This window comes from Streptococcus parasanguinis (assembly GCF_016648925.1).
In the GTDB taxonomy this organism is placed as follows: domain Bacteria; phylum Bacillota; class Bacilli; order Lactobacillales; family Streptococcaceae; genus Streptococcus.
Genome location: NZ_JACLQX010000032.1, coordinates 1 through 21,154 on the forward strand (window position 1 = coordinate 1; position 21,154 = coordinate 21,154).

Annotated in this window: 19 protein-coding genes and 2 tRNA genes; 1 reads left to right on the forward strand and 20 read right to left on the reverse strand. The window is 43.4% G+C overall.

Annotation, left to right across the window (positions count from 1 at the left end; genetic code table 11):
* Positions 1-132: 132 nt before the first annotated feature.
* The 8 genes from rpsA to parE form a co-directional block, all read right to left on the reverse strand.
* Positions 133-1,332, reverse strand: coding sequence for a 30S ribosomal protein S1 (gene rpsA / locus H7T97_RS09470; protein ID WP_003011990.1), 1,200 nt, complete (start codon positions 1,330-1,332; stop codon positions 133-135).
* Positions 1,333-1,500: 168 nt separating this feature from the next.
* A tRNA-Gln gene (locus tag H7T97_RS09475) sits at positions 1,501-1,572 on the reverse strand.
* 49 nt (positions 1,573-1,621) lie between these two features.
* Positions 1,622-1,702, reverse strand: a tRNA-Tyr gene (locus tag H7T97_RS09480).
* Between the two features lie 52 nt (positions 1,703-1,754).
* A complete protein-coding gene (locus H7T97_RS09485; RefSeq protein WP_003003589.1) occupies positions 1,755-1,985 on the reverse strand; it encodes a DUF2969 domain-containing protein in 231 nt (76 codons plus the stop codon).
* 236 nt (positions 1,986-2,221) lie between these two features.
* Complete coding sequence (locus tag H7T97_RS09490; RefSeq protein WP_201090138.1) at positions 2,222-3,244, reverse strand: branched-chain amino acid aminotransferase; 1,023 nt, start codon at positions 3,242-3,244, stop codon at positions 2,222-2,224.
* Positions 3,245-3,419: 175 nt separating this feature from the next.
* Positions 3,420-5,873, reverse strand: a complete 2,454-nt coding sequence (gene parC, locus H7T97_RS09495; protein WP_070661483.1) for a DNA topoisomerase IV subunit A — start codon at positions 5,871-5,873, stop codon at positions 3,420-3,422.
* Between the two features lie 174 nt (positions 5,874-6,047).
* Positions 6,048-6,866 (reverse strand): aminoglycoside 6-adenylyltransferase, encoded by an 819-nt coding sequence (locus H7T97_RS09500; protein ID WP_201090139.1) that lies wholly within the window; start codon positions 6,864-6,866, stop codon positions 6,048-6,050.
* Positions 6,867-6,922: 56 nt separating this feature from the next.
* Positions 6,923-8,872, reverse strand: a complete 1,950-nt coding sequence (gene parE, locus H7T97_RS09505) for a DNA topoisomerase IV subunit B (protein WP_003007156.1) — start codon at positions 8,870-8,872, stop codon at positions 6,923-6,925.
* A gap of 187 nt (positions 8,873-9,059) precedes the next feature.
* Here parE and plsY point away from each other — a divergent pair, with 187 nt between their 5' ends.
* Positions 9,060-9,704 (forward strand): glycerol-3-phosphate 1-O-acyltransferase PlsY, encoded by a 645-nt coding sequence (gene plsY / locus H7T97_RS09510; protein ID WP_049473029.1) that lies wholly within the window; start codon positions 9,060-9,062, stop codon positions 9,702-9,704.
* Between the two features lie 82 nt (positions 9,705-9,786).
* Here the strand turns inward: plsY and H7T97_RS09515 are convergent, their stop codons facing one another.
* The 12 genes from H7T97_RS09515 to H7T97_RS09570 form a co-directional block, all read right to left on the reverse strand.
* Positions 9,787-11,070, reverse strand: a complete 1,284-nt coding sequence (locus tag H7T97_RS09515) for a glycosyltransferase (RefSeq protein ID WP_201090140.1) — start codon at positions 11,068-11,070, stop codon at positions 9,787-9,789.
* Entirely contained in the window at positions 11,030-11,686 is a 657-nt protein-coding gene (locus H7T97_RS09520) for a hypothetical protein (RefSeq protein WP_201090141.1), read from the reverse strand. The genes H7T97_RS09515 and H7T97_RS09520 overlap by 41 nt, the downstream gene beginning before the upstream one ends.
* A complete protein-coding gene (locus tag H7T97_RS09525; protein WP_201090142.1) occupies positions 11,679-12,821 on the reverse strand; it encodes a glycosyltransferase in 1,143 nt (380 codons plus the stop codon). The genes H7T97_RS09520 and H7T97_RS09525 overlap by 8 nt, the downstream gene beginning before the upstream one ends.
* Entirely contained in the window at positions 12,818-13,594 is a 777-nt protein-coding gene (locus H7T97_RS09530; RefSeq protein ID WP_201090143.1) for an SDR family NAD(P)-dependent oxidoreductase, read from the reverse strand. Before H7T97_RS09530 ends, H7T97_RS09525 begins: the two co-directional genes overlap by 4 nt.
* A gap of 358 nt (positions 13,595-13,952) precedes the next feature.
* Positions 13,953-14,363 carry a hypothetical protein gene (locus H7T97_RS09535; protein ID WP_201090144.1) on the reverse strand — a complete coding sequence of 137 codons (411 nt, stop codon included), beginning with the start codon at positions 14,361-14,363 and terminating at the stop codon, positions 13,953-13,955.
* A 56-nt stretch (positions 14,364-14,419) separates the two neighbouring features.
* Complete coding sequence (locus H7T97_RS09540) at positions 14,420-14,785, reverse strand: hypothetical protein (protein ID WP_201090145.1); 366 nt, start codon at positions 14,783-14,785, stop codon at positions 14,420-14,422.
* A gap of 98 nt (positions 14,786-14,883) precedes the next feature.
* Positions 14,884-15,669, reverse strand: coding sequence for an L-threonylcarbamoyladenylate synthase (locus H7T97_RS09545; RefSeq protein WP_201090146.1), 786 nt, complete (start codon positions 15,667-15,669; stop codon positions 14,884-14,886).
* 98 nt (positions 15,670-15,767) lie between these two features.
* Positions 15,768-16,358, reverse strand: a complete 591-nt coding sequence (leuD, locus tag H7T97_RS09550; RefSeq protein ID WP_201090147.1) for a 3-isopropylmalate dehydratase small subunit — start codon at positions 16,356-16,358, stop codon at positions 15,768-15,770.
* 11 nt (positions 16,359-16,369) lie between these two features.
* On the reverse strand, positions 16,370-17,752 hold the full coding sequence (gene leuC, locus H7T97_RS09555; RefSeq protein WP_023917999.1) for a 3-isopropylmalate dehydratase large subunit: 1,383 nt from the start codon (positions 17,750-17,752) through the stop codon (positions 16,370-16,372).
* A gap of 24 nt (positions 17,753-17,776) precedes the next feature.
* The gene (locus tag H7T97_RS09560) at positions 17,777-18,055 is read right to left on the reverse strand and encodes a DUF1294 domain-containing protein (protein ID WP_042766154.1); all 279 of its coding nucleotides are present in this window, start codon (positions 18,053-18,055) and stop codon (positions 17,777-17,779) included.
* A 1-nt stretch (position 18,056) separates the two neighbouring features.
* Positions 18,057-19,094 carry a 3-isopropylmalate dehydrogenase gene (gene leuB, locus H7T97_RS09565; protein WP_201090148.1) on the reverse strand — a complete coding sequence of 346 codons (1,038 nt, stop codon included), beginning with the start codon at positions 19,092-19,094 and terminating at the stop codon, positions 18,057-18,059.
* An 18-nt stretch (positions 19,095-19,112) separates the two neighbouring features.
* Complete coding sequence (locus tag H7T97_RS09570; protein WP_201090149.1) at positions 19,113-20,669, reverse strand: 2-isopropylmalate synthase; 1,557 nt, start codon at positions 20,667-20,669, stop codon at positions 19,113-19,115.
* Positions 20,670-21,154: the final 485 nt, after the last annotated feature.

Here is a 21,154-nt window from a genome sequence, read left to right on the forward strand (position 1 = left end):
CTCCGCACAGTTGAGTAGGGCTGTAAAAGCTGATGAAATCAGCGTAGTAGAGCCCACTCAACCACTGCGTCTTGCTCAACAATCCAAAAATAATTGAGAGGCTAGGACTTTTGTCCCAGCCTCTGTTTAATATTACAATTCGATATCGCCAAACAAGTCAGCCATTGAGAATCCAGTTTGAGTTTCTGGAAGATCAAAGTCGCGTTTTTCTTGTTTTGGACGACGTGGGCGAGATTGACGTTTTTCTTGTTTTTCGCCTTCTTCTTGAGCTGGACGTTCTTCAAGAGCTTTGATAGAAAGTGATACACGTTCATCTGCAGCATTTACTTCAAGAACTTTAACAGTTACTTCTTGTCCAACTTTAAGAACATCTTTTGGATTTTCAACACGTTTGTGTGAAATTTGTGAGATGTGTACAAGACCATCGATACCTGGCAATACTTCAACGAATGCACCGAAGTCAGTCAAACGTTTAACAGTTCCTTCGATAACATCACCAGCAGCCAATTTTTGTTCAACGCCATCCCAAGGTCCAGGTGTTGTAGCTTTCAATGAAAGTGATACACGACCTTCTTCTTCGTTCAAGTCAAGAACTTTCACTTGGATTTCTTCACCAACAGTTACAACTGATTTAGGTGATACGTTGCGTTCGTGTGACAATTCTGTCAAGTGAACCAATCCATCAACACCACCAAGGTCGATGAAGGCACCGAAGCTTGTAATACGTGCAACTTTACCAGTTACGACATCACCAACGTTCAATTTACCAAATACTTCTGCGCGTGCTGCAGCTGATTCAGCTTCAACAACTTCACGACGTGAAAGGATAAAGCGGTTTTCTTTTGGATCTACTTCTTTGATTTTAGCATCAAATTCTTGACCTACGAAACGTTCAGTGTTACGTACAAAACGAGTATCAAGCATTGAAGCTGGAATAAATCCACGAAGTCCTTCAAATTCTACTGAAAGTCCGCCCTTAACAGCGCGAGTTCCTTTAACAGTAACAACTTCTTCTTCACGTCCAACCAATTTGTCCCATGCTTTGCGAGCTTCCAAACGTTTTTTAGATACAAGGTAAGTTACTGTATCAGTATCTTTACCAACTACTTGACGAAGAACAAGCAATTCAAGTGTTTCACCTGGTTTTACCAAGTCGTTGATGTCAGCATCACGATCGTTTGTCAATTCGCGAAGAGTCAAGACACCTTCGACACCAGTTCCAGAGATTGCAACGTTAGCTTGGTTCGCGTCAACTGTCAATACTTCAGCAGTAACAACGTCACCTGGTTCAACTTGGCTAACACTGTTTAGCAAATCTTCAAATTCATTCATCTAAAAAATCCTCCAACAATCAAGTTTTCTAAAACTTGACATACTTATAATTATTTTTCCTAAGCAAGCACTCGCAATGAGATCAACTACAATCTTTAACGACTCATCCTATAAAGAAATAAAATACCTGGATAGATATTTTATCACTTATCTGATATTACCTAAGAACTGGGGTAGCTGGATTCGAACCAACGCATGAGGGAGTCAAAGTCCCTTGCCTTACCGCTTGGCTATACCCCAAAAAGAGCGCTGACATTAGTCACTTTATCATCGTCACAATGAACGCTAATGGAGAGAGAGGGATTCGAACCCCCGAACCCGAAGGAGCGGATTTACAGTCCGCCGCGTTTAGCCTCTTCGCTATCTCTCCATATAAATCAACAGGATCTATTATACCATTGATTTATTATGATTGCAAGCCCTTATTTATTCAAATTATAATTTTCTATCAAAATTTCAACGGCTTTTTCAAGTTTTTTGTAAAGAGAATCCACATTTCCATTTTTGATAATGGCAAATTGACCAGCCATGTCTGCAATTTCACCAATCGTTTTCTTTCCAATGGACAAAGTGAAACCATCAAAAGTGTCTTTTCCGACGGTTACTTTACTATCAACGATTTGAATCTCAATTTTCTTATCTTTTTTACTCATTTCAACCCTCTTTTCACTTTTTCTATTTTACAAAAATTCTCTTGATGACGCAAGAGAAAAGGGAGTGGGTCAGAAAGAATTTAGTTAGAAATTCCTTCTTTCTCCCACCCCCGAAAAGGTCATTCGGCACTCTTCTATTCCTAAAAACGAATGAAGAGAAACATTAGCTACTGCGTTTTTTCGTTAAGACTCCTTCTCATTGAAGTCTGGACACTTTGGTCTCAGACGCTATCGGTTTAATCGACTTTGACAATCCATCCTTCTGGCGCTTCGACATCACCAAATTGGATACCGGTCAACTCGTCATAGAGCTTCCGTGTGATAGGACCTACTTCTGTTTCAGAATAGAAGACATGGAAGTCATCACCGTGTTGAACTCCTCCGATTGGAGAGATGACAGCTGCGGTACCACAAGCTCCTGCTTCTACAAAGCGATCCAAGTCATTGATAAAGACATCCCCTTCAATTGGTGTCATACCAAGACGGTGTTCCGCAAGGTAAAGCAAAGAGTACTTGGTGATCGATGGCAAGATAGAAGGACTCAATGGCGTCACAAATTCGTTATTAGCAGTGATACCAAAGAAGTTTGCAGAACCAACTTCTTCAATCTTGGTGTGCGTCGCTGGATCGAGATAAATCACGTCAGAGAAGTTACGGTCATGCGCAATCTTACCTGGCAACATACTAGCTGCGTAGTTCCCACCAACTTTTGCAGCCCCAGTACCATGTGGAGCAGCACGGTCATACTCATCTTGAATCAAGAAGTTCGTTGGAACCAAACCACCTTTAAAGTAGTTACCGACAGGCATGGCAAAGATGGTAAAGATATACTCATCTGCTGGATGCACACCAATAATATCACCAACCCCAATCAAAAGAGGGCGAAGGTAAAGGGTAGCTCCAGTACCATATGGTGGAACATACTCTTCATTGGCTTTCACCACTGCCTTACAAGCATCCACAAACATGTCAACAGGTACTTGAGGCATCAGCAAACGATCTGCTGTGCGTTGCAAACGTTTGGCGTTTTGATCTGGACGGAACAATTGGATGCTTCCATCTTTTGTACGGTAGGCTTTCAACCCTTCAAAGGCTTGCTGACCGTAATGCAAACTTGGAGAAGATTCGGACAAATGCAAGGTCGCATCTTCTGTCAATTCCCCTTTTTCCCAAGCTCCATTGCGATAATGTGCCAAATAGCGATAAGGTAATTTCATATATGAAAAGCCAAGGTTTTCCCAATCAAGTGATACTGTCATGATAGTGCTCCTTTTAATTCTTTCTATTCCTTGTCGATCTGATGTAGGTCGATTTAGTTTCTCAATCTATGTACACTATTGTACACCATTTCATGAGAATTTCAAGCGAAATTTTCAATTTTCAGAAAATTTATTTTCAAAGAAAGTCAGTCCTAGAATGGACCGACGCTTTCTTTTATTTGATAGTAGCTGAAAAAACTTCTTGATCCGAAATGGTATCGTTGACAAAGGATCCATTGCTTGTTCTTTCAGAAATACTTAATTGTGTCAAATCAACTTCTGTCACCTGACCTGTTGTAGAAGTGATCTGAAGAATTTGATCTTGTTCTACCACTTCTTCTTGACTCGTAAAGAGATCAAAATCTCCCTGGTCAGTGAAGACTGGACCTGCCTTGAAGACACGGTGTGGTTTATTTTTCAACTCACGCAAGACCTGTAGTCCCCGTTTAGCCCGACTGGTCACAGGAATATCGTCTTGTAACATCCGTTTGAGACTGCCTCGCTGGGTCAGAATGTACATGCTTGGAGTCGTCGACTTAAAGGCGGCAGCAACTTGATCTCCGTCTTTGAGGTTAATGGCTTTGACCCCTGCTGCTTTGGCTCCTACGACAGGGACCTCTTCAATATTGAAACGCAAGCCATACCCATTTTTAGTAATGATCATGATGTCTTCAAGGACAACTGGTGCAACTGCTACGATACGGTCGTCTTGGTCTTTTAGCTTAGCATACTTAGTCGATTTAGAACGATAAGTCCGCCATGGGCTTAATTCCTTGCGTTCAAAGCGCTTGATTTGTCCTTGTTGAGTTGCCGCAAAGTAGGTTACTCCCTCAAACTGATCCACAATCTCCGCAAAGAGAATTTCTTCCTCTTGCTCGAAATTGGTCAAGGTCTGACTGAGGTGCTCTCCGATATCCTTCCACTTGGTATCTGTCAATTCGTGGATTGGTCGATAAATGGCATTCCCCAAGTTGGTAAAGAGTAAAAGATGCTGAGTGGTCTTAGCAGGCTCTACAAAAATCAACTCGTCATCGTCTCGCTTACCGACTTCTTCCAGTGTTGAGGCATTGAAAGAACGAGGCGAGGTCCGTTTGATATATCCAGCACGGGTTACGCTGACGAAGGTTTCCTCTTCAACAATGAGACTGGCTGTATCAATCTCGATCGTTTTAGCAGTGTCTTGCAACTCACTGCGACGCGGATTACCAAAGAGCTTCTTGACTTCACGCAACTCTTTCTTCATAAGATTAAACATGGTCCGTTCATCCCCAATGATGGCTGCCAAGGTTGCGATTTGCTCCTTGAGACTGGCATGCTCTTCTTCCAAGGTCACGATATCGGTATTGGTCAAACGATACAATTGCAAAGTGACAATAGCTTCTGCTTGTTCTTCCGTGAAATCGTAGCTGACCTTGAGGTTTTCTTTAGCATCTGCCTTATTATCAGAAGCACGGATCAAGGCAATCACTTCATCAAGGATTGAAATGACGCGAATCAAGCCTTCTACGATATGGAGACGCCGTTCGGCCTTTTCCTTATCAAAGCGCGAGCGAGCGACAATGATATCCCGACGGTGAGCAATGTAGCTAGAGAGAATCGGTACAATCCCCACTTGACGAGGGGTATAATTGTCAATCGCCACCATATTGAAGTTGTAATTGACCTGCAGGTCTGTATACTTGAACAAGTAATTCAAGATCAAGTCTGCATTGGCATCTTTTTTGAGCTCAATGGCAATGCGAAGACCATCTCGGTCAGACTCATCCCGGACTTCCGCAATACCGGCCACCTTGTTGTTAACACGGACATCGTCGATCTTCTTGACCAAGACTGCCTTGTTGATCTCATAAGGGATCTCGGTAACCACGATTTGCTGCTTACCGCCTTTGAGCTGCTCAATCTCAGTTTTAGAGCGGACAACCACACGGCCCTTACCGGTTTCATAGGCTTTCTTGATCTCATCCCGTCCTTGGATAATGGCACCCGTTGGAAAATCAGGTCCAGGTAAAAACTCCATGAGTTTGTCTACCTTGGCAGATGGATGGTCAATCATGTAGACCACTGCATCGATGACTTCAGCGAGGTTATGTGGTGGAATATCTGTTGCGTAACCAGCTGAAATCCCTGTAGCTCCATTGACCAAAAGGTTTGGAAAAGCTGCCGGCAAAACAGTTGGCTCTTTTTCTGTATCGTCAAAGTTCCAGGCAAATGGCACTGTGTTCTTTTCGATATCTTGCAAAAGATAGCCAGCAATTTCAGACAAACGCGCCTCGGTATAACGCATGGCCGCTGGCGGATCACCGTCCATGGAACCATTGTTTCCATGCATTTCAACTAGGATCTCGCGGTTCTTCCAGTCTTGAGACATGCGGACCATGGCATCATAGATGGAACTGTCCCCGTGAGGGTGAAAATTCCCCATGATGTTCCCGACAGACTTGGCAGACTTACGGTAGCCCTTGTCATGGGTATTGCCGTCCTTATTCATAGAATAAAGAATCCGCCGTTGAACAGGTTTCAAGCCATCCCGAATATCAGGAAGAGCCCGTTCTTGAATAATGTATTTGGAGTAGCGACCAAAGCGCTCCCCCATGATGTCCTCCAAGGACATATTCTGGATATTACTCATATAAGATACAAAGCCCGTAAAATACAAAGTGAAAATTAGAAATTTATCTTTTTCACACAGCACTCAGGGCGTGTTCAACTCCTTTCAAAGAATGTTGAGTAGTCTTTTGTAGAAAAAGGAATTCAGTCACACCAAGTAACCAAACGTTCCTTTCTGATGTTTAAAATAGATTCATTAATGATTAGAAAGTTTCTCTTTAGCATAAGAAATCATTTTCTCTGCAACTTCCATATCGTAAGTAAATCCCATCTTTTGAGCCAGAATTTGAGCTTCTCGATTGAATAGCCCCATGGTAGCAAATAAAGAATGAGTGATTTTATCGAAACTAGATAAATCAAGCAAAGCTGAGAACTCCTTCTCTTGCTCAGCTGGTAGATAGTGGAAGAGGTACTTGTAGTTCTTTCCGATGTCAACTACTCCCCTATAGCTTGTCACCTGCCAAGCTAAGACCTTGAGGAGTTCTTGCTGACAAATGCTATAGAGATGATCAGTCGCATAGATGAGTTGCTTTCTTCGAATGGCCTTGACGACATAAGCCGATACCCACCAAAATTCATTGCAGGAGGCTGCAAAATCTTCTTCGGTAGGCGGAGCGGTCCAGTAGCGCTTCGGACTAGGAATGTAAGAGTCAAACAAACCTTTGTCATCTTTTAAGACTTTGAAACCAGCCTCGCTATCCACCCACTCTTGGATAGACTCCTTGGGACAGAGGGTTAAATCGATGCGATTCCCATCTTCAAAGAGCATGAGATACAGACGACGGTGTCCCAGTCGGTTGTGCTGTTCGATGAATCGGTTTCCGTACTGATCCAACCAGGATAAATCTGAAATCAGGTCTTCTAGATCATCAACGATATAGACCACATCATAATCTTGAAACTCGTCTTTGGGTGCCCGAGGATTGGCTCGCGAACCGGATAAGGCCACTGCTTCCACTTGCAAGGACTCAGCTATCTGCAAAATCAGATTCATCATTTCTGTATCAGTACTCATGTCGATTCCTTACCATTTCTACATCCCAGCTTATTTAATTTATAAGTAGAAAGTGATTAAAAAACTGTATTTTCTTCTAAGGTAAACTTAACGTTATCTTCAATCCATTGACGACGTGGTGCAGCCTTATCACCCATAAGGACGGAAACACGGCGTTCTGCACGCGCTAAATCATCAATGGTGACACGGATCAGGGTACGAGTTTCTGGGTTCATGGTGGTTTCCCAAAGCTGATCCGCATTCATTTCCCCCAACCCTTTGTAACGTTGAAGGGTTGCTCCACGGCCAAAGGTCCGACGCAACTCTTCTAATTCGCTATCTGTCCAAGCATAGGCTACTTCTTCTTTCTTGCCTTTGCCTTTGGACATCTTATAAAGAGGAGGAAGTGCAATGTAGACATGACCTGCTTCTACCAAAGGGCGCATATAGCGATAGAAGAAGGTTAAGAGGAGGGTTTGAATGTGGGCACCATCCGTATCTGCGTCGGTCATGATAATGATCTTATCGTAGTTGGCGTCTTCCACTGAGAAATCTGCCCCAACGCCAGCACCGATGGTGTAGATCATGGTGTTGATCTCCTCGTTTTTGAGGATATCACTCATATTGGCCTTCTCAGTATTAAGAACCTTCCCACGAAGTGGAAGAATCGCTTGGAACTTACGGTCCCGCCCTTGTTTGGCAGAACCGCCGGCTGAGTCTCCTTCGACTAGATAGAGTTCGTTTTTCTTAGGATTTTTAGACTGGGCTGGTGTCAATTTCCCAGACAAAAGTCCCTTGTCCTTTTTACTCTTCTTGCCATTTCGGCTTTCATCCCGCGCTTTACGAGCGGCTTCACGCGCATCCCGGGCTTTAATAGCCTTACGAATGAGATTAGAAGCCAACTCCCCATTTTCCATGAGGAAGAAGGTCAATTTATCAGAAACAATGCTATCGACAACTGGACGAGCCAAGGGACTTCCTAATTTGTCTTTGGTTTGCCCTTCAAACTGCAAATGAGCTTCTGGAACCAAGATCGAAAGAACAGCAGACAAACCTTCGCGGTAGTCTGATCCTTCCAGATTCTTGTCTTTTTCTTTGAGGAGCCCTGTCTTTCTTGCATAGTCGTTCATAGCCTTGGTAATGGCTGTCTTCAGACCCGTCTCGTGGGTTCCCCCATCTTTAGTGCGGACATTATTAACGAAGGACAAGATATTATCTGAGTAGCCATCATTGTATTGCATGGCCACTTCTACCTGAAAGCCATCTGATTCGCCACTAAAGTAGAGAACCGGTGTCAAAGTTTCCTTGTCTTCGTTCAAGTACTCTACGAAATCTTGGACACCATTTTCATAATGAAAGGCCACATGGTTATCTTCTTCCTTACGGAGATCGGTCAGCGTCAGCGTCACGTCCTTCAGCAAGAAGGCTGATTCTTTGATTCGCTCAGCAATGGTATTGAATTTAAAATCTGTCGTTGAAAAGATGGTTGGATCTGGCATGAAGGTAACCTTAGTCCCTGTCTTAGACTTGGGAGCAGAGCCGATCTTTTCAAGGGTTGTAACTGGTTTTCCCCCATCTTCAAAACGTTGCTTATAGACAGCTCCATCACGAGTAATTTCTACCTCTAGCCAGCTAGAAAGGGCATTGACGACAGAAGATCCCACTCCGTGAAGACCTCCAGATGTCTTATAGCCTCCTTGACCAAACTTCCCTCCAGCATGGAGGACGGTAAAGATGACCTCAACGGTTGGTTTGCCCATAGCATGCATCCCGGTCGGCATTCCACGTCCCTGGTCTTCTACCGATAGCGAACCATCTTTATTAATCGTTACATCGATTTGTGAGCCAAAGCCAGACAAGGCTTCATCGACCGCATTATCCACGATCTCCCAGACCATGTGATGCAAGCCATTTCCGTCGGTCGATCCGATATACATCCCTGGACGTTTACGGACTGCATCCAACCCTTCTAGTACCTGAATGGCATCGTCATTATAATTATTAATATTGATTTCCTTTTTTGCCACAAGGAACCTCCTGTTTGTTCATCTTTTCTATATTACAGTTTTTTAGGAAATTTTGCAAAATTTTTTCTCTTTATATGGAGATTTCTATATCTCAGTAAAAAAAGCTGGCTGGACACTTTCTTCAGATGTCACACTTGAACTCCAGAAATTGCTTTTTCTATCGTTGGCTTTTTGATATAATGAAACTATGATAAAAGAAATAAGTGTTTTAATTTTGGCCTATCTGTTAGGCTCCATTCCTTCGGGATTATGGATTGGGAAAATCTTTTTCCATATTAATTTACGGGAACATGGCTCGGGCAATACTGGAACGACCAATACCTTTCGGATTTTAGGGAAGAAAGCTGGGATCATTGTCTTTGCGATTGATTTCTTGAAAGGAACTTTGGCCGTTCTCCTTCCGACTTTCTTTGGAATTCAGGGGATCTCGCCAATGGTCTTTGGTCTCTTAGCCGTTTTGGGGCACACTTTCCCAATTTTTGCTGGATTCAAGGGTGGAAAAGCAGTGGCGACGAGTGCTGGTGTCTTACTTGGTTTCTCGCCTATCCTGCTACTCATTTTAGCTGTTTATTTTGTAGCCAGCCTGTACTTAACCAGTATGATTTCGTTTTCGAGTGTTACCGTTGCGCTACTCGCCATTCTTTCGGTCCTCCTTCTTCCTTTGACTGGATGGATCTTGCACAGCTATGATCCGCTTTTTACAGTCATTGTCTTGGCCTTAGCTACCTTGATCATTCTACGACACAAGGACAATATCCAACGGATCAAAGAGAAAAAAGAAAATCTCATCCCTTGGGGAAAGAACATCACCCATCAACAACCAAAAAACTAGAGCAGGCGCTCTAGTTTTTTATATTCATTAAATAGAAGATCTCTGGAAGAAAGCAAATAGGAGTCTCTCCCTTCTCTTTCTTTTATAACTTCACTTTCAGGAGTCTCTCAATTTCTTGATAAAGAATCTTTGTTGGCTGGTAGGCTTTGCTTTTCTGAGCCAGATCCTTTAGGTGCGACCAATCTTCCCGAGAAACCAATTCATTAAATAAGCGCAAAACTTCGGAATCTGTCTTTTTACGAGATACCAATCCTACTTGGAATAACTCAGCCCGAACCGCATTGTCAAACTGGTCATAGTCCTGGGGCAAAATCAGACTAGGAATCCCCTCTTCGATACATCCCATCAAAATCCCAGCACCTGCATGATGAATGGCAAAGTCCATTTGATCCAGAACATCTGAATAAGGGAGGTAATCAAAAATCAGAAGATTATCTGACAACATCCTTGGTGGATGCTCCAAACCACTCGGGTCGCCTAGGGTTACGTAAAAGACATAGTCAGGATGTTCTTGGCTCAAAAGCTTTGCCAACTCCACCATCCTCTCCTTCTCCCATTTTAAATGGGTCCCACAGGTAACGAGGACCCGCTTTTTAGAACTCGTAAAATACTGTTTCTGTTCTTGAGGAAGTCGATCAAAAGAGAAACAGCGATAACCAACCCATTTAAGATGGGACGGAAAATCGTCTCGAAACTCCAACTCTTTCATGCCTAGAGCCAAGATTGAATAGGGAGAATAGACCGCTTCTGTCCCATCTTCACGGTAGAGTTTAAAATCCTGTATGGTATCAAGATTCTTCTTAACCAGAGCAAATCCAACTTTCTTTGCCAGACGGATGACCTGCCTCCCCAGAGCATCTCTCCACTTGTAGAGGATTCCCTGGTGCGGTTTCCAGCCACCTAGATAAGCAGGTGTTGTCGTGCGACTTTCAATCGCTACAGGACTTGGAATGGTCGTAATCCAGGGAATGCCCAAACGATCTGCTAAAACTCCAGCAGGAGCAGCTACAAAATCTGCAATAACCAAGTCTGGTCTCCCCTCAGAGCCCCAAATTCGATTTATCTCGTTGAAAACTTCAGGAATCAGTTTGCTATTAGCCCCTAATTGTTGGTACATGATAAAGAGATTTGCTTGCTTGGCTGTATTGGCTATATCTTCCATGACTGTCGGACGGTCAGGAAACAAGGCAAGGCAGTCGAAGCCAATCTGCTCGACCAATTCCTTTTTTTGAAAACCTGTGATGACTCGAACCTGAAAACGAGGATCCTCCAGCAAGGGCTTGACCAAAGTCAAAGTCGGAAATAAATGACCACTAAAGGGGACGCTAATCACATCGATTTTTATCACTTTGTCTAATCCAGTCATAGATGATTCCTTTCACATCTTCTCTGTATTCATAGCTATAATGATTCGTATCCACTTGGATATCCGCTGAATGGCGGTCCAAAATTCGTGAATAAAGATCTTTTTTGCCTTTGATAACCAGTACCTCTACCTCCTTTTGACGTAAGAGAAGCTGGGAAACAGGGCCAAGTGCTATCACGCGCAATCTTGGAATGGAAACCTGATTCCCTAAACTTCTAAGCCACTGCGTCAGCATATTAACCCCTGAACTCTTATAAACAAGAACTACTTCCTGCACTTCCAGTAAGGGAGACAAGTGTTGTTGTAGGAGCTTTTGAAAGCGAGAGTTCAAAATGGTATGCCAATAATAGATGATATTGGATGCAGAAGCCGACATTAGGGATACTTGAGGAAATTTTATATGTTCAAAATCTTGATTGAAGGGAAAATTACTCTCTACTACTCTATAACCTGATGGACAAATCGCATGGAGGAGGTCTAGCTGCCCAGCTGTCAGCCCGGCACAAGTGACATCACTGCTCCCACTGAGAAAGAGAACCAAGCGATTAGAGTTTAGCATGGTATGATCAAGAGATAAAGCAGACAAACGGTCTAGATAGGACTTCATCTTACTCATAACGAATCTTTCCGTCCGTCACACGAATCTTCCGCCCCCGCCAGTTTATCACAGGAGGAGTCAATAGAACATAGATAAACAACCAAGGAAGCAGGAGATCATTCAGCACTTCATAGATGACTTCATCCAAGTGTAGGCGATTGGATAGAATGCTTTGCCGATAGAGGAGCATCCATACTGCCTTGAATCCCAGTAAGCCCAAGACTAGAAGAGAATACGGCCAACCTAAAAAAAGACTTAAGATCAAAGTTGGAAGAGGTAGAAAACTCGGTAAACCTATGAGACTAAACAGCTTCCAATCCAGGTGTTCTTTGAGGTAGATAGAGCTAAAGAGAAGCCAACGCTTCATCTGGAGCAAATATTGCTTGGCATCCTTGATAGTCGTTCGAACATTACAGGTAACTCGCGTTTGAATAATGGATATTCCTTTACTACTCAAAAAATCGGCCACGGCTAAATCATCACATAGATAATCCTTAATCGCTGTGAAAAGCTTCTGGCCTTTTGCAAGTTCTACCGGTAGGATATAAAACATCCCGTTGATGGAGTGATTCGCCTCAACTTCTGCCATTGTAAAATAGGTAATAAAGGAATTGCCATTTACAAATGCTGCGACCAGCTTGGACCAGAAATTGCTTCTCTCCTGGTTATAAGGAATACCTGTCAGAATGACCTCTTGACCCAAATAGGCGGTCAGCTCACCCATTTTAGAAAAATCAATCACACTATCATCGTCCAAAACAATCAGATAAGGCCGGGTCAGCTCCTCTACAACCTGCTCAATCTTGTAACTCTTGGGATTAATCCCCTGAGGGACGTCTTCAATGAGAAAAATTCGAATGCGGTGGGCAAAGGATGCGTCTTTACAAATCCGATCTGCTACTCGCTGGGCTTCTGTATCAGACTGATCAATCAACCAGTAGAATTCTACTGCTTCAGTTTGCTGGAGATTGGCCCGCAAATCACTCTCTAAACGAGGATCCCCAGAAAGGATGGGTTGGACCACCGTAAAAAGCTCTTCTGGGAAGTCCGCAATATGAGCCTGACTTTTTTTATAATAAGTGAAGGACAGCAACCAACGGATGAGAAATAAGAGAAGATAAGTAACGGCTAAAAATATAAATACAAATTTCATCTATTCAGTCCCTTTTTTAAATATATAGCAAGGAGACGGATGATCCACCTTTGGGGAAGCAAGCGACCTAGCCAAACTAGCAAGCGATAGCGAAGCCCGATAATCGCATAGGAAGTATCCCTTTCTATAAATCGGATCAACTGCTGAGCGACTTTCTCAGGCTTCATCTGCAAGCTACCACCTCCCAATGCTTCTACTAGTTTGGGAGGAAAAATAGCTGTTTGGACTGGTCCAAGAATATAGAGACCTAGCTGGACCTGGGAATCTGATTGCCTCAGTTCCTCCTGGAGAGCAAGAGTGTAGGTCTGCAAGGCAGCCTTGCTAGCACTGTAGGCTGCTAGATAGGGATGAGGAAAAAGAGCTGCCAACGAAGACAGCTGGACCAGCTGGATATTCTGATTCTTTTGCACCACCTGCTTGATTAGCTGGACTGGACTATGGTAGTTGAGCTGCCAGAGGTCTTGCTCACTGGCTGAATCAAGGACACATCCTAGGGAAAAATAGGCTAGTCCCGCACAATTGACAAGAAGATCTGCATCTAGGTTCTCTACAAAAGCTTCTAGGGCTACTTGATCTAGCATATCTAACGTTAGGATTGACAGTTGCGCCTTGCTCCCAGTTAGTTCCTTTTGAACTTGGGAGAGTTTGTCAGCATCACGACCCACTAAGACCAGATGCTCCAGACTTCTTGCCAGTTCTTTCGCTAGCTGCCGGCCAATCCCTCCTGTAGCTCCTAAAATGATTGCTTTTTTAATAGTATCTTCTATCTTCATAGCTCTAGTGTACCAAATTTCAACCAGTTAGAAAACTCTTACTACCATTCTCCAGCTTTACAGTTCAACCCCTACTTGTCAAAAAGGTCTCTAACGTAAAAATAGAGTCCTTTTTTGTCTTTTGTCTATTTCCCAACAGTACTTCGATAACTACTAGCTATTAGGCGATCAAATAGGAAAGGTCGGTTTAATAGCTGTGATGATTACAAATAGTACCAACATGAAAAAGTAAGAGCAAACAAGCAGAGGAATAAGAGTCTACCTGTAGCTTTATTAAACTCATTCATTATAGTTACTAGGCCCAATGGAATCAAGAAGAAATAGGTATCTCATAAGATTTCTCTTAGATCAGTATCCACTATAAAGCATCGACTAGGTCCATCAGTATTTCCATAGGAGTTTTTTTCCTACGACCATTAACAGTTTCGATAAGATGATAAACTTTTAAACGATTGTCATTGCTAAAGACAAACTCAAAGCGGAACTCCCGTCCGTTGGGTGCCACTGTATCAAATTTCGTTTTATATTTATCATGAACGGGGCTAACTGGAAATTTATTGAAGAGTAATCGTCGTTTCTCCCCTGCTTCTTTCAAACAGTTTTCTAGCTCCTGACAATAGTTATAAAACAGCTGATAGAGGGCTTCTTCTGAAATTCTTCTTCTCCGAACTAATGATGTAAAATCCGAAAAATTTCTGCGCGGGATGTCAATGCTAAATGAGAATCCCTCTTGGTTGATTCTTTCTAAAAATGCATCTCTTGAAATCATAGAACTACTCTTTCTTTTATCAATTTGTAGTGAACCCTTATTGTTTCTATACACAGTCAATCCATTATGTAATCAAGCAGGTCCATCAGGGTGAGTTTCTTGCGACCATTGACGGTCTCAAATAAATTATAAACTCTTAGTTCTTGGTTCTTTTTAAAAGCAAACTCAAAGCGAAATTCGCGACCATTGCATGCCACTACATAAAATCCGGTCTGATACTTTCTCTTATCCGCTACAGCTTGCTTTTGCCGGTCTTCTACCTCTCTACAAAGTAAAAGAAAGATCTGATAGAGTTGCTCCTCAGAGAGCCTTTTTCTCCAAACCAATGACTTGAAGTTATTGTACGTCCACCATGGGATTTGGATGTTGAAAGAAAAACCTTCCTGATTGGCTTTATCGATAAATGCTTTTCTGGAGACCATACCACTTCCCCTTCTACTGGAACATCGTTTGACTCTATTATACCATCTTTTATCCTTTCACAAAAAAAGCATCCCAAATGGAATGCTTTTTCTGTTTCTTAATAGTATTCCCCTTGGCGATAGTTCCAAGAGTTGAAATGATCAGATAAGTGCATCATGATTTTATCGATATCCAATCCTTTACGGATCACAACTGGACAAGTATTGACAGAACGGCTACCTGCTCCTTGTTCTGGGATGAGATTTCCTTCGGCATCAACCATAGAAACCATCACACCTTGTTCATAGCGAGTTTCAATGGTCTTGTCTGGTTGGATAGAAGCTACATAATCATCGGCTTCGATAACCAAGTCAACGGCACCTTCGATGCGCTCACCGATTCCTTCGACCTTCCCGCGGTTTCCTTTACCGGAAGGGTTGGCTGAAGAAGCGTAAACCATCTTGCCTTCTTTTTCCCACATTTCTTTGGCGATTTGCTCACCAGCTTTACCAAATTTGATGACAAAGCATGAAGTTCCACGAACGTCTGTCATGAGTTCTTCACGTCCATCTCCGAAGGCTTGCAATTTTGCATAGGCATCTTCACGCCAAGGAAGGATACAACCAAGCAAGATATCTTCATCCCAATGTTTTTGGTAGAAGGCTTCGATTTCAGGATTCAATTGCGCAAGGGCACGAAGTTCATCCATACTTCCGCAAAGAACCACACCTGGTTTGTTACGGTTGCGTTCTTTAGCTTCAAACTTCCGTTCCAAGCCAGCTTTGTCGCTGGTCATAATGATGTAGCCGACTTTGGTAGGGCAGACGATACAGCCACCCTCTCCTTTAAGAATGTCAAATCCTTCTTGTGAAAGTGTTCCGTCCCATTGAATGTGTTTTGTCATAAGTCTCTTTCCTTTTCTATTCTTTTTAGTATTGTATCAAAAAATAGTCTCAAATTCAATATATTTTCAGAAAATTCGTAATTCGGTATACAATTTTATCATTGCCAGTAAGCTGGCCGGTTCTTCTCATAAGCTACGATCAAGTCTTCGTACTGAAGCGTAATCCCGATATCATCCAAGCCGTTGAGCAATTTGTGCTTCCAATCTTGATCGATCTCAAAGCGAAACTCTCCTACAGGCGAGATGATCTTCTGCTCTTCCAAATCTACTGTCACTGGATCTGTCGGCTTCAAACTTGCCAATTGTTGACGAACCTCTAGTGGTTGGACAATCGGCAGCATGCCATTATTGAGCTCATTATTGTAATGAATATCTCCGAAGGAGCCGGCGATAACGACTTTAAAACCATAGTCAGCTAAAGCCCAGGCTGCGTGCTCCCGAGAGGAGCCAGCACCAAAATTGTCCCCAGTGATCAAAATGGTCGCCTTGCGATATTCTGGCTTGTTAAAGATAAAATCTGGATCCTCAGTATATTGGTCATCCAAATAGCGCCAAGCATACATGAGGTATTTCCCAAAACCTTTTTTATCAATCAGCTTTAAGAATTGCTTGGGGAGGATTTGATCGGTATCAATATTATCGTTCATCAAAGGAACCGTAGTTCCCGTATAAATGGTAAATTTCTCCATGGTTCCTCCTTTTACTCCACTTCTGGCATTTGGCGCACGTCGACAAAGCGACCAGCTATTGCTGCTGCAGCGGCCATTGCTGGGCTACAGAGATGGGTTTTAGCCCCAAATCCTTGGCGGTCTTCAAAGTTCCGGTTGCTAGTAGAGGCACAGTGGACCCCATCTGGAACCTTGTCTGGGTTCATTCCTAGACACATGGAGCATCCTGGATCACGCCATTCAAAGCCCGCATCCATGAAGATCTTGTCTAAGCCTAATTTTTCGGCGGCTTGCTTAACCGGACGAGAGCCAGGTACCACAATAGCAGTTAAGTTTGGCGCAATTTTTTTGCCTTTCACAAACTTGGCTGCCAACTCCAAATCGCTGAGACGCGCATTGGTACAAGAACCGATAAAGATATAGCCTAATTCAATGTCTGCTGGTTTTTGGCCAGGTTCAAGATCCATATAATGATAAGCCCGTTCATCATTCATGTCGCGAATCTCTGGAAAAGGAGTCTCGAAGTCCACTCCCATAGAAGGATTGGTCCCCCAAGTCACCATCGGAGCAAGATCAGATACATCCATACGGATGACCTTGTCATAAACGGCATCGTCATCACTAACCAGAGTCTTCCAATCTGCTACTGCGGCCTCAAAATCATCTGGCACACATTCGCGTCCCCGGAGGTAGTCAAAGGTCGTCTCATCTGGATTCATGATCCCCATTTTGGACCCGAACTCGATCGACATGTTACAGATGGTCATGCGTTCTTCCATAGTCAAACGATCAATTGCTTCTCCCCGATACTCTACGACATAGCCAACTCCACAAGCAACACCGTAGCGCGCTATCAAAGCTAGGATGTAATCCTTTGAATAGATCCCTTTTTGTGGGGTTCCGGTGAATTCAACCAACATTTTTTTGGGTTTGACTTGCCAGATGGTTTGGGTAGCAAAGACATGCTCCACTTCACTGGTTCCAATCCCAAAGGCAATGGCACCAAAGGCTCCGTGGGTTGCGGTATGGCTGTCTCCACAGACAATAAATTTTCCAGGCTGGGTCCGACCGGTTTCAGGGCCCACCATATGAACGATACCTTGCTTGGCAGAACCATGGGCAGCATGATCAATCCCAAAGTCCACCACATTCTCAGCTAATTTATCAATCTGGGCTTTTGAAATCACATCTCGAATATCAAAAATATTGACCGTTGGAACATTGTGATCAAAGGTTCCAAAGGTTAAATCGGGTCGTCGAACCTTGCGTCCTGCGTCCCGTAATCCTTGAAAGGCTTGCGGACTCGTCACTTCGTGGATGTAGTGTTGGTCCACATACATGAGTTGGGGTTGTCCTTCCACTCCTGTAATCACGTGGCGGTCCCAAAGTTTATCAAAGATAGATTTTCCACTCATCGTCTTTCTCCATTTATCTTCTTGTTATGAAATCCATTGAAGGATTAGAAAGAGGGCACCTGCTAAAAGAAGGCTACTGCCCCACCAGGTGGCTTGAAAATACCATTTCCGCACCTTGTGGTGAAAGAGATATCCACTTAGTAGAGCTCCGAATCCACCAAGCACCCAGCTCTCGAGTAACAGGACCTTTTCAGGAATCCGCCACCTGTTTTGGATAGCTTTTCGTTTATCTAAGCCATAGGTCAGAAATACGATACTATTCCAAATTGCGATTAGCACTAAACAGCGATCTCTCCAAGTCATCTTAGAGATTCCCAATAATGGCTGCAGTCATCTCTGCAGTAGAAGCCTGACCACCTAGATCCCGTGTCAAGATTCCTTGATTCAAGGTTTGATTGACAGCTTCTTCGATCATTTCTGCACCTGCTGTTTCTCCAAAACTGTCTCGGAGCATCATGGCAACAGAGAGGATCATGGAAATCGGATTGGCAATGCCTTGACCTGCAATATCTGGTGCTGAACCATGAATCGGTTCGTACATACTTGGTCCTTGGTCAGAATGACTGGCAGATGGCATCACGCCTAGTGTTCCAGGAAGGACACTCGATTCGTCCGATAAGATATCTCCAAATAGATTCTCTGTTACGACGACATCAAAGCGAGCTGGATTGGTAATCATGATCATAGCCGCACTATCGACAAGCTGGTGCTCTAAGGTCACATCTGGAAATTCTTTGGCAACTTCTTCTGCTACTTGGCGCCATAATTTAGACGTTGCAAGGACATTTTGCTTATCGATACTGGTCACTTTCTTGCCACGTCCTTGCGCAATCTTGAAGGCTTGGCGCATAATCCGACGGATTTCTTCTGCGCTGTAATCATTGATATCGCGCGCTGTATCTTCTTTCAAAATATGCTCTCCAAAGTAAATCCCACCTGTCAATTCACGCACAACCACGAAGTCAACACCCTCGATACGCTCTGGTTTCAAAGGAGACAGGTGTTTCAAGGCGTCAAAAATCCGTACAGGTCGAATATTTGCAAAAAGATTTAATTCCTTGCGAATAGCGAGCAAGCCTTGTTCTGGACGAACAGGAGCATGGTCATACTCAGGACTCCCGATGGCTGCGAGAAGAATAGCATCCGCTCCTTTAGCTGCTTCGAGAGTATCTTGGGGAAGTGGGTGGCCAGCGGCATCAATCCCAGCACCCCCAAAAGGTTTGTCTTCTAGGCTATAATCAAAGCCAATTTTTGGAGCAACGGCTGCGAGAACCTCTAGTCCAGCCGCCATGATCTCAGGGCCAATCCCATCTCCTTCAAGTGTTACAATTTTCTTTGTCATGTTCATTTCCTCTTAGGCTTATGGGAGATCCCGGTAAGAGACAGCTCGTCCCATTTCACCCGCATTCTCTTTTTGAACCAGCGTGTTAGCATTGATATAAGCGATGGCAGAGGCTTTCAATACGTCAAAGTCCAAACCAGAGGCATTGAAAATCGTATCGGTATCAACATTTTCCACGGATACCAAGACACGGGCTTGGGCATCGATCCCATCAGTCACTGCATCGATATTGTATGAGGTCAAGCGAACCGTTTGGTTGAAGAATTTATCAATCGCATTAAAGATCGCTTCAACCGACCCTTGACCATTGGCAAGGAATTCAAGCACTTCCCCTTCTTCATTGCTGAGGCTAACCGCCGCTGTAATCGTTTCATCTGCATTGGTGGTTAAGCGGAGATCGTTAAATTGGAATCCTTCTGGATTTTCCACTGCTGTACCGGCAACAAGGGCGCGGATATCGGCATCTGTGATCTCGTGTTTCTTGTCTGCCAGAGATTTGAACTTAGCAAACAATGGCTTGATGTCTTCCTCTGTAAATTCCAGTCCCAACTCATGCAGTTTTTCGACAAAGGCATGGCGACCAGACAATTTTCCAAGCGGAAGGCTGTTGCTCTTAACACCCACCAACTCAGGGGTGATGATTTCATAAGTAAGAGGATTTTTAAGGACCCCATCTTGGTGGATTCCAGACTCGTGTGAGAAGGCATTGCCACCAACAACTGCCTTGTTTTTAGGAATTGGAATACCAGAGTAACGAGAGACCAACTCAGAAGTGTTGATGGTTTCATTAAGGACAATCGGACTCTCCACTTGAAAATAGTCTTCGCGAATATTGAGAGCAACTGCTACTTCTTCAAGCGCCGCATTGCCGGCCCGCTCCCCGATTCCATTAATGGTTCCTTCGACACGACGGGCACCATTTTTAACAGCAGCGAGGCTATTCGCCACGGCCATACCTAGGTCATCATGGCAATGAGGGGAATAGATAATCTCGCGGTCTGTCTTGACATGGTCAATCAAGTATTTGAAAATGGCACCGTACTCTGCTGGTGTCGTAAAACCGACTGTATCAGGAATGTTGATATAGCTGGCACCAGCATCGACTGCAGTCTGTACGACTTGCAAGAGGAAATCCAATTCCGTCCGGGTCGCATCTTCGGGAGAGAATTCCACAATCTCAAATTTTGAGCGAGCGTAAGAAACGTGCTCTTTGATCGTTTCAAGGATTTCTTCCTTTGTCTTGTTGAGTTTAAACTCCCGGTGAATCGGACTGGTTGCGATAAAGACGTGAATTTGTGGATACTTAGCATCCTTCAAGGCTTCATAACAAGCATCAATATCTGATTTGACAGAACGGGCCAAACCTGTCACGGCTGTCTTGGTCAAGACCTTGGCAATCTCTTGAACAGCTGTGAAGGAATCAGGACTAGCTGCAGGAAAACCTGCTTCAATAGCAGAAATGCCCCACTTTTCCAATTGTTTAGCAATGGCAATCTTTTCTTTGATAGAGAAATTAACTCCTGGAGTCTGTTCGCCATCCCGAAGGCTGGTATCTAAAAATTCAACTTTACGCATAGGGTCTCCTCATTTCTATGTAGTGGATATAAAGAAAAACATCTCACTCGGTCAACCAAGCGAGATGTTGTTGCCCGCTTGGTAAGCCAAACAGGACTAATGCTTCTGCACTAGCCCTTATACCTCAACAACAAAGCAAATTGAATAAACTTAGCTGTTTTCATGTTTGACTTTCTCCTTTGTTCAATGTCTTGTTTAGTATTTTAGCATAGGGAAAAAACAATGTCAAGAATTTTCCGTAATATTCTGAATTTTTTGAATAGAAACAAAATAATTCTTTCTGATCTTCTTAGACTATAGACAGCCTGTTTTTACATAAGAAAACCTAGGTGCTATTAAAAAAATTATAATGATAAAAACAATTAGGATCATTCAAACACATCATGTAATGAAACTTTCCGCCGTGAGAAAAGAGGCTGGGACAAAAGTCCTAGCCTCTCAATTGTTTTTGGATTGTCGAGCAAGACGCAGTGGTTGAGTGGGCT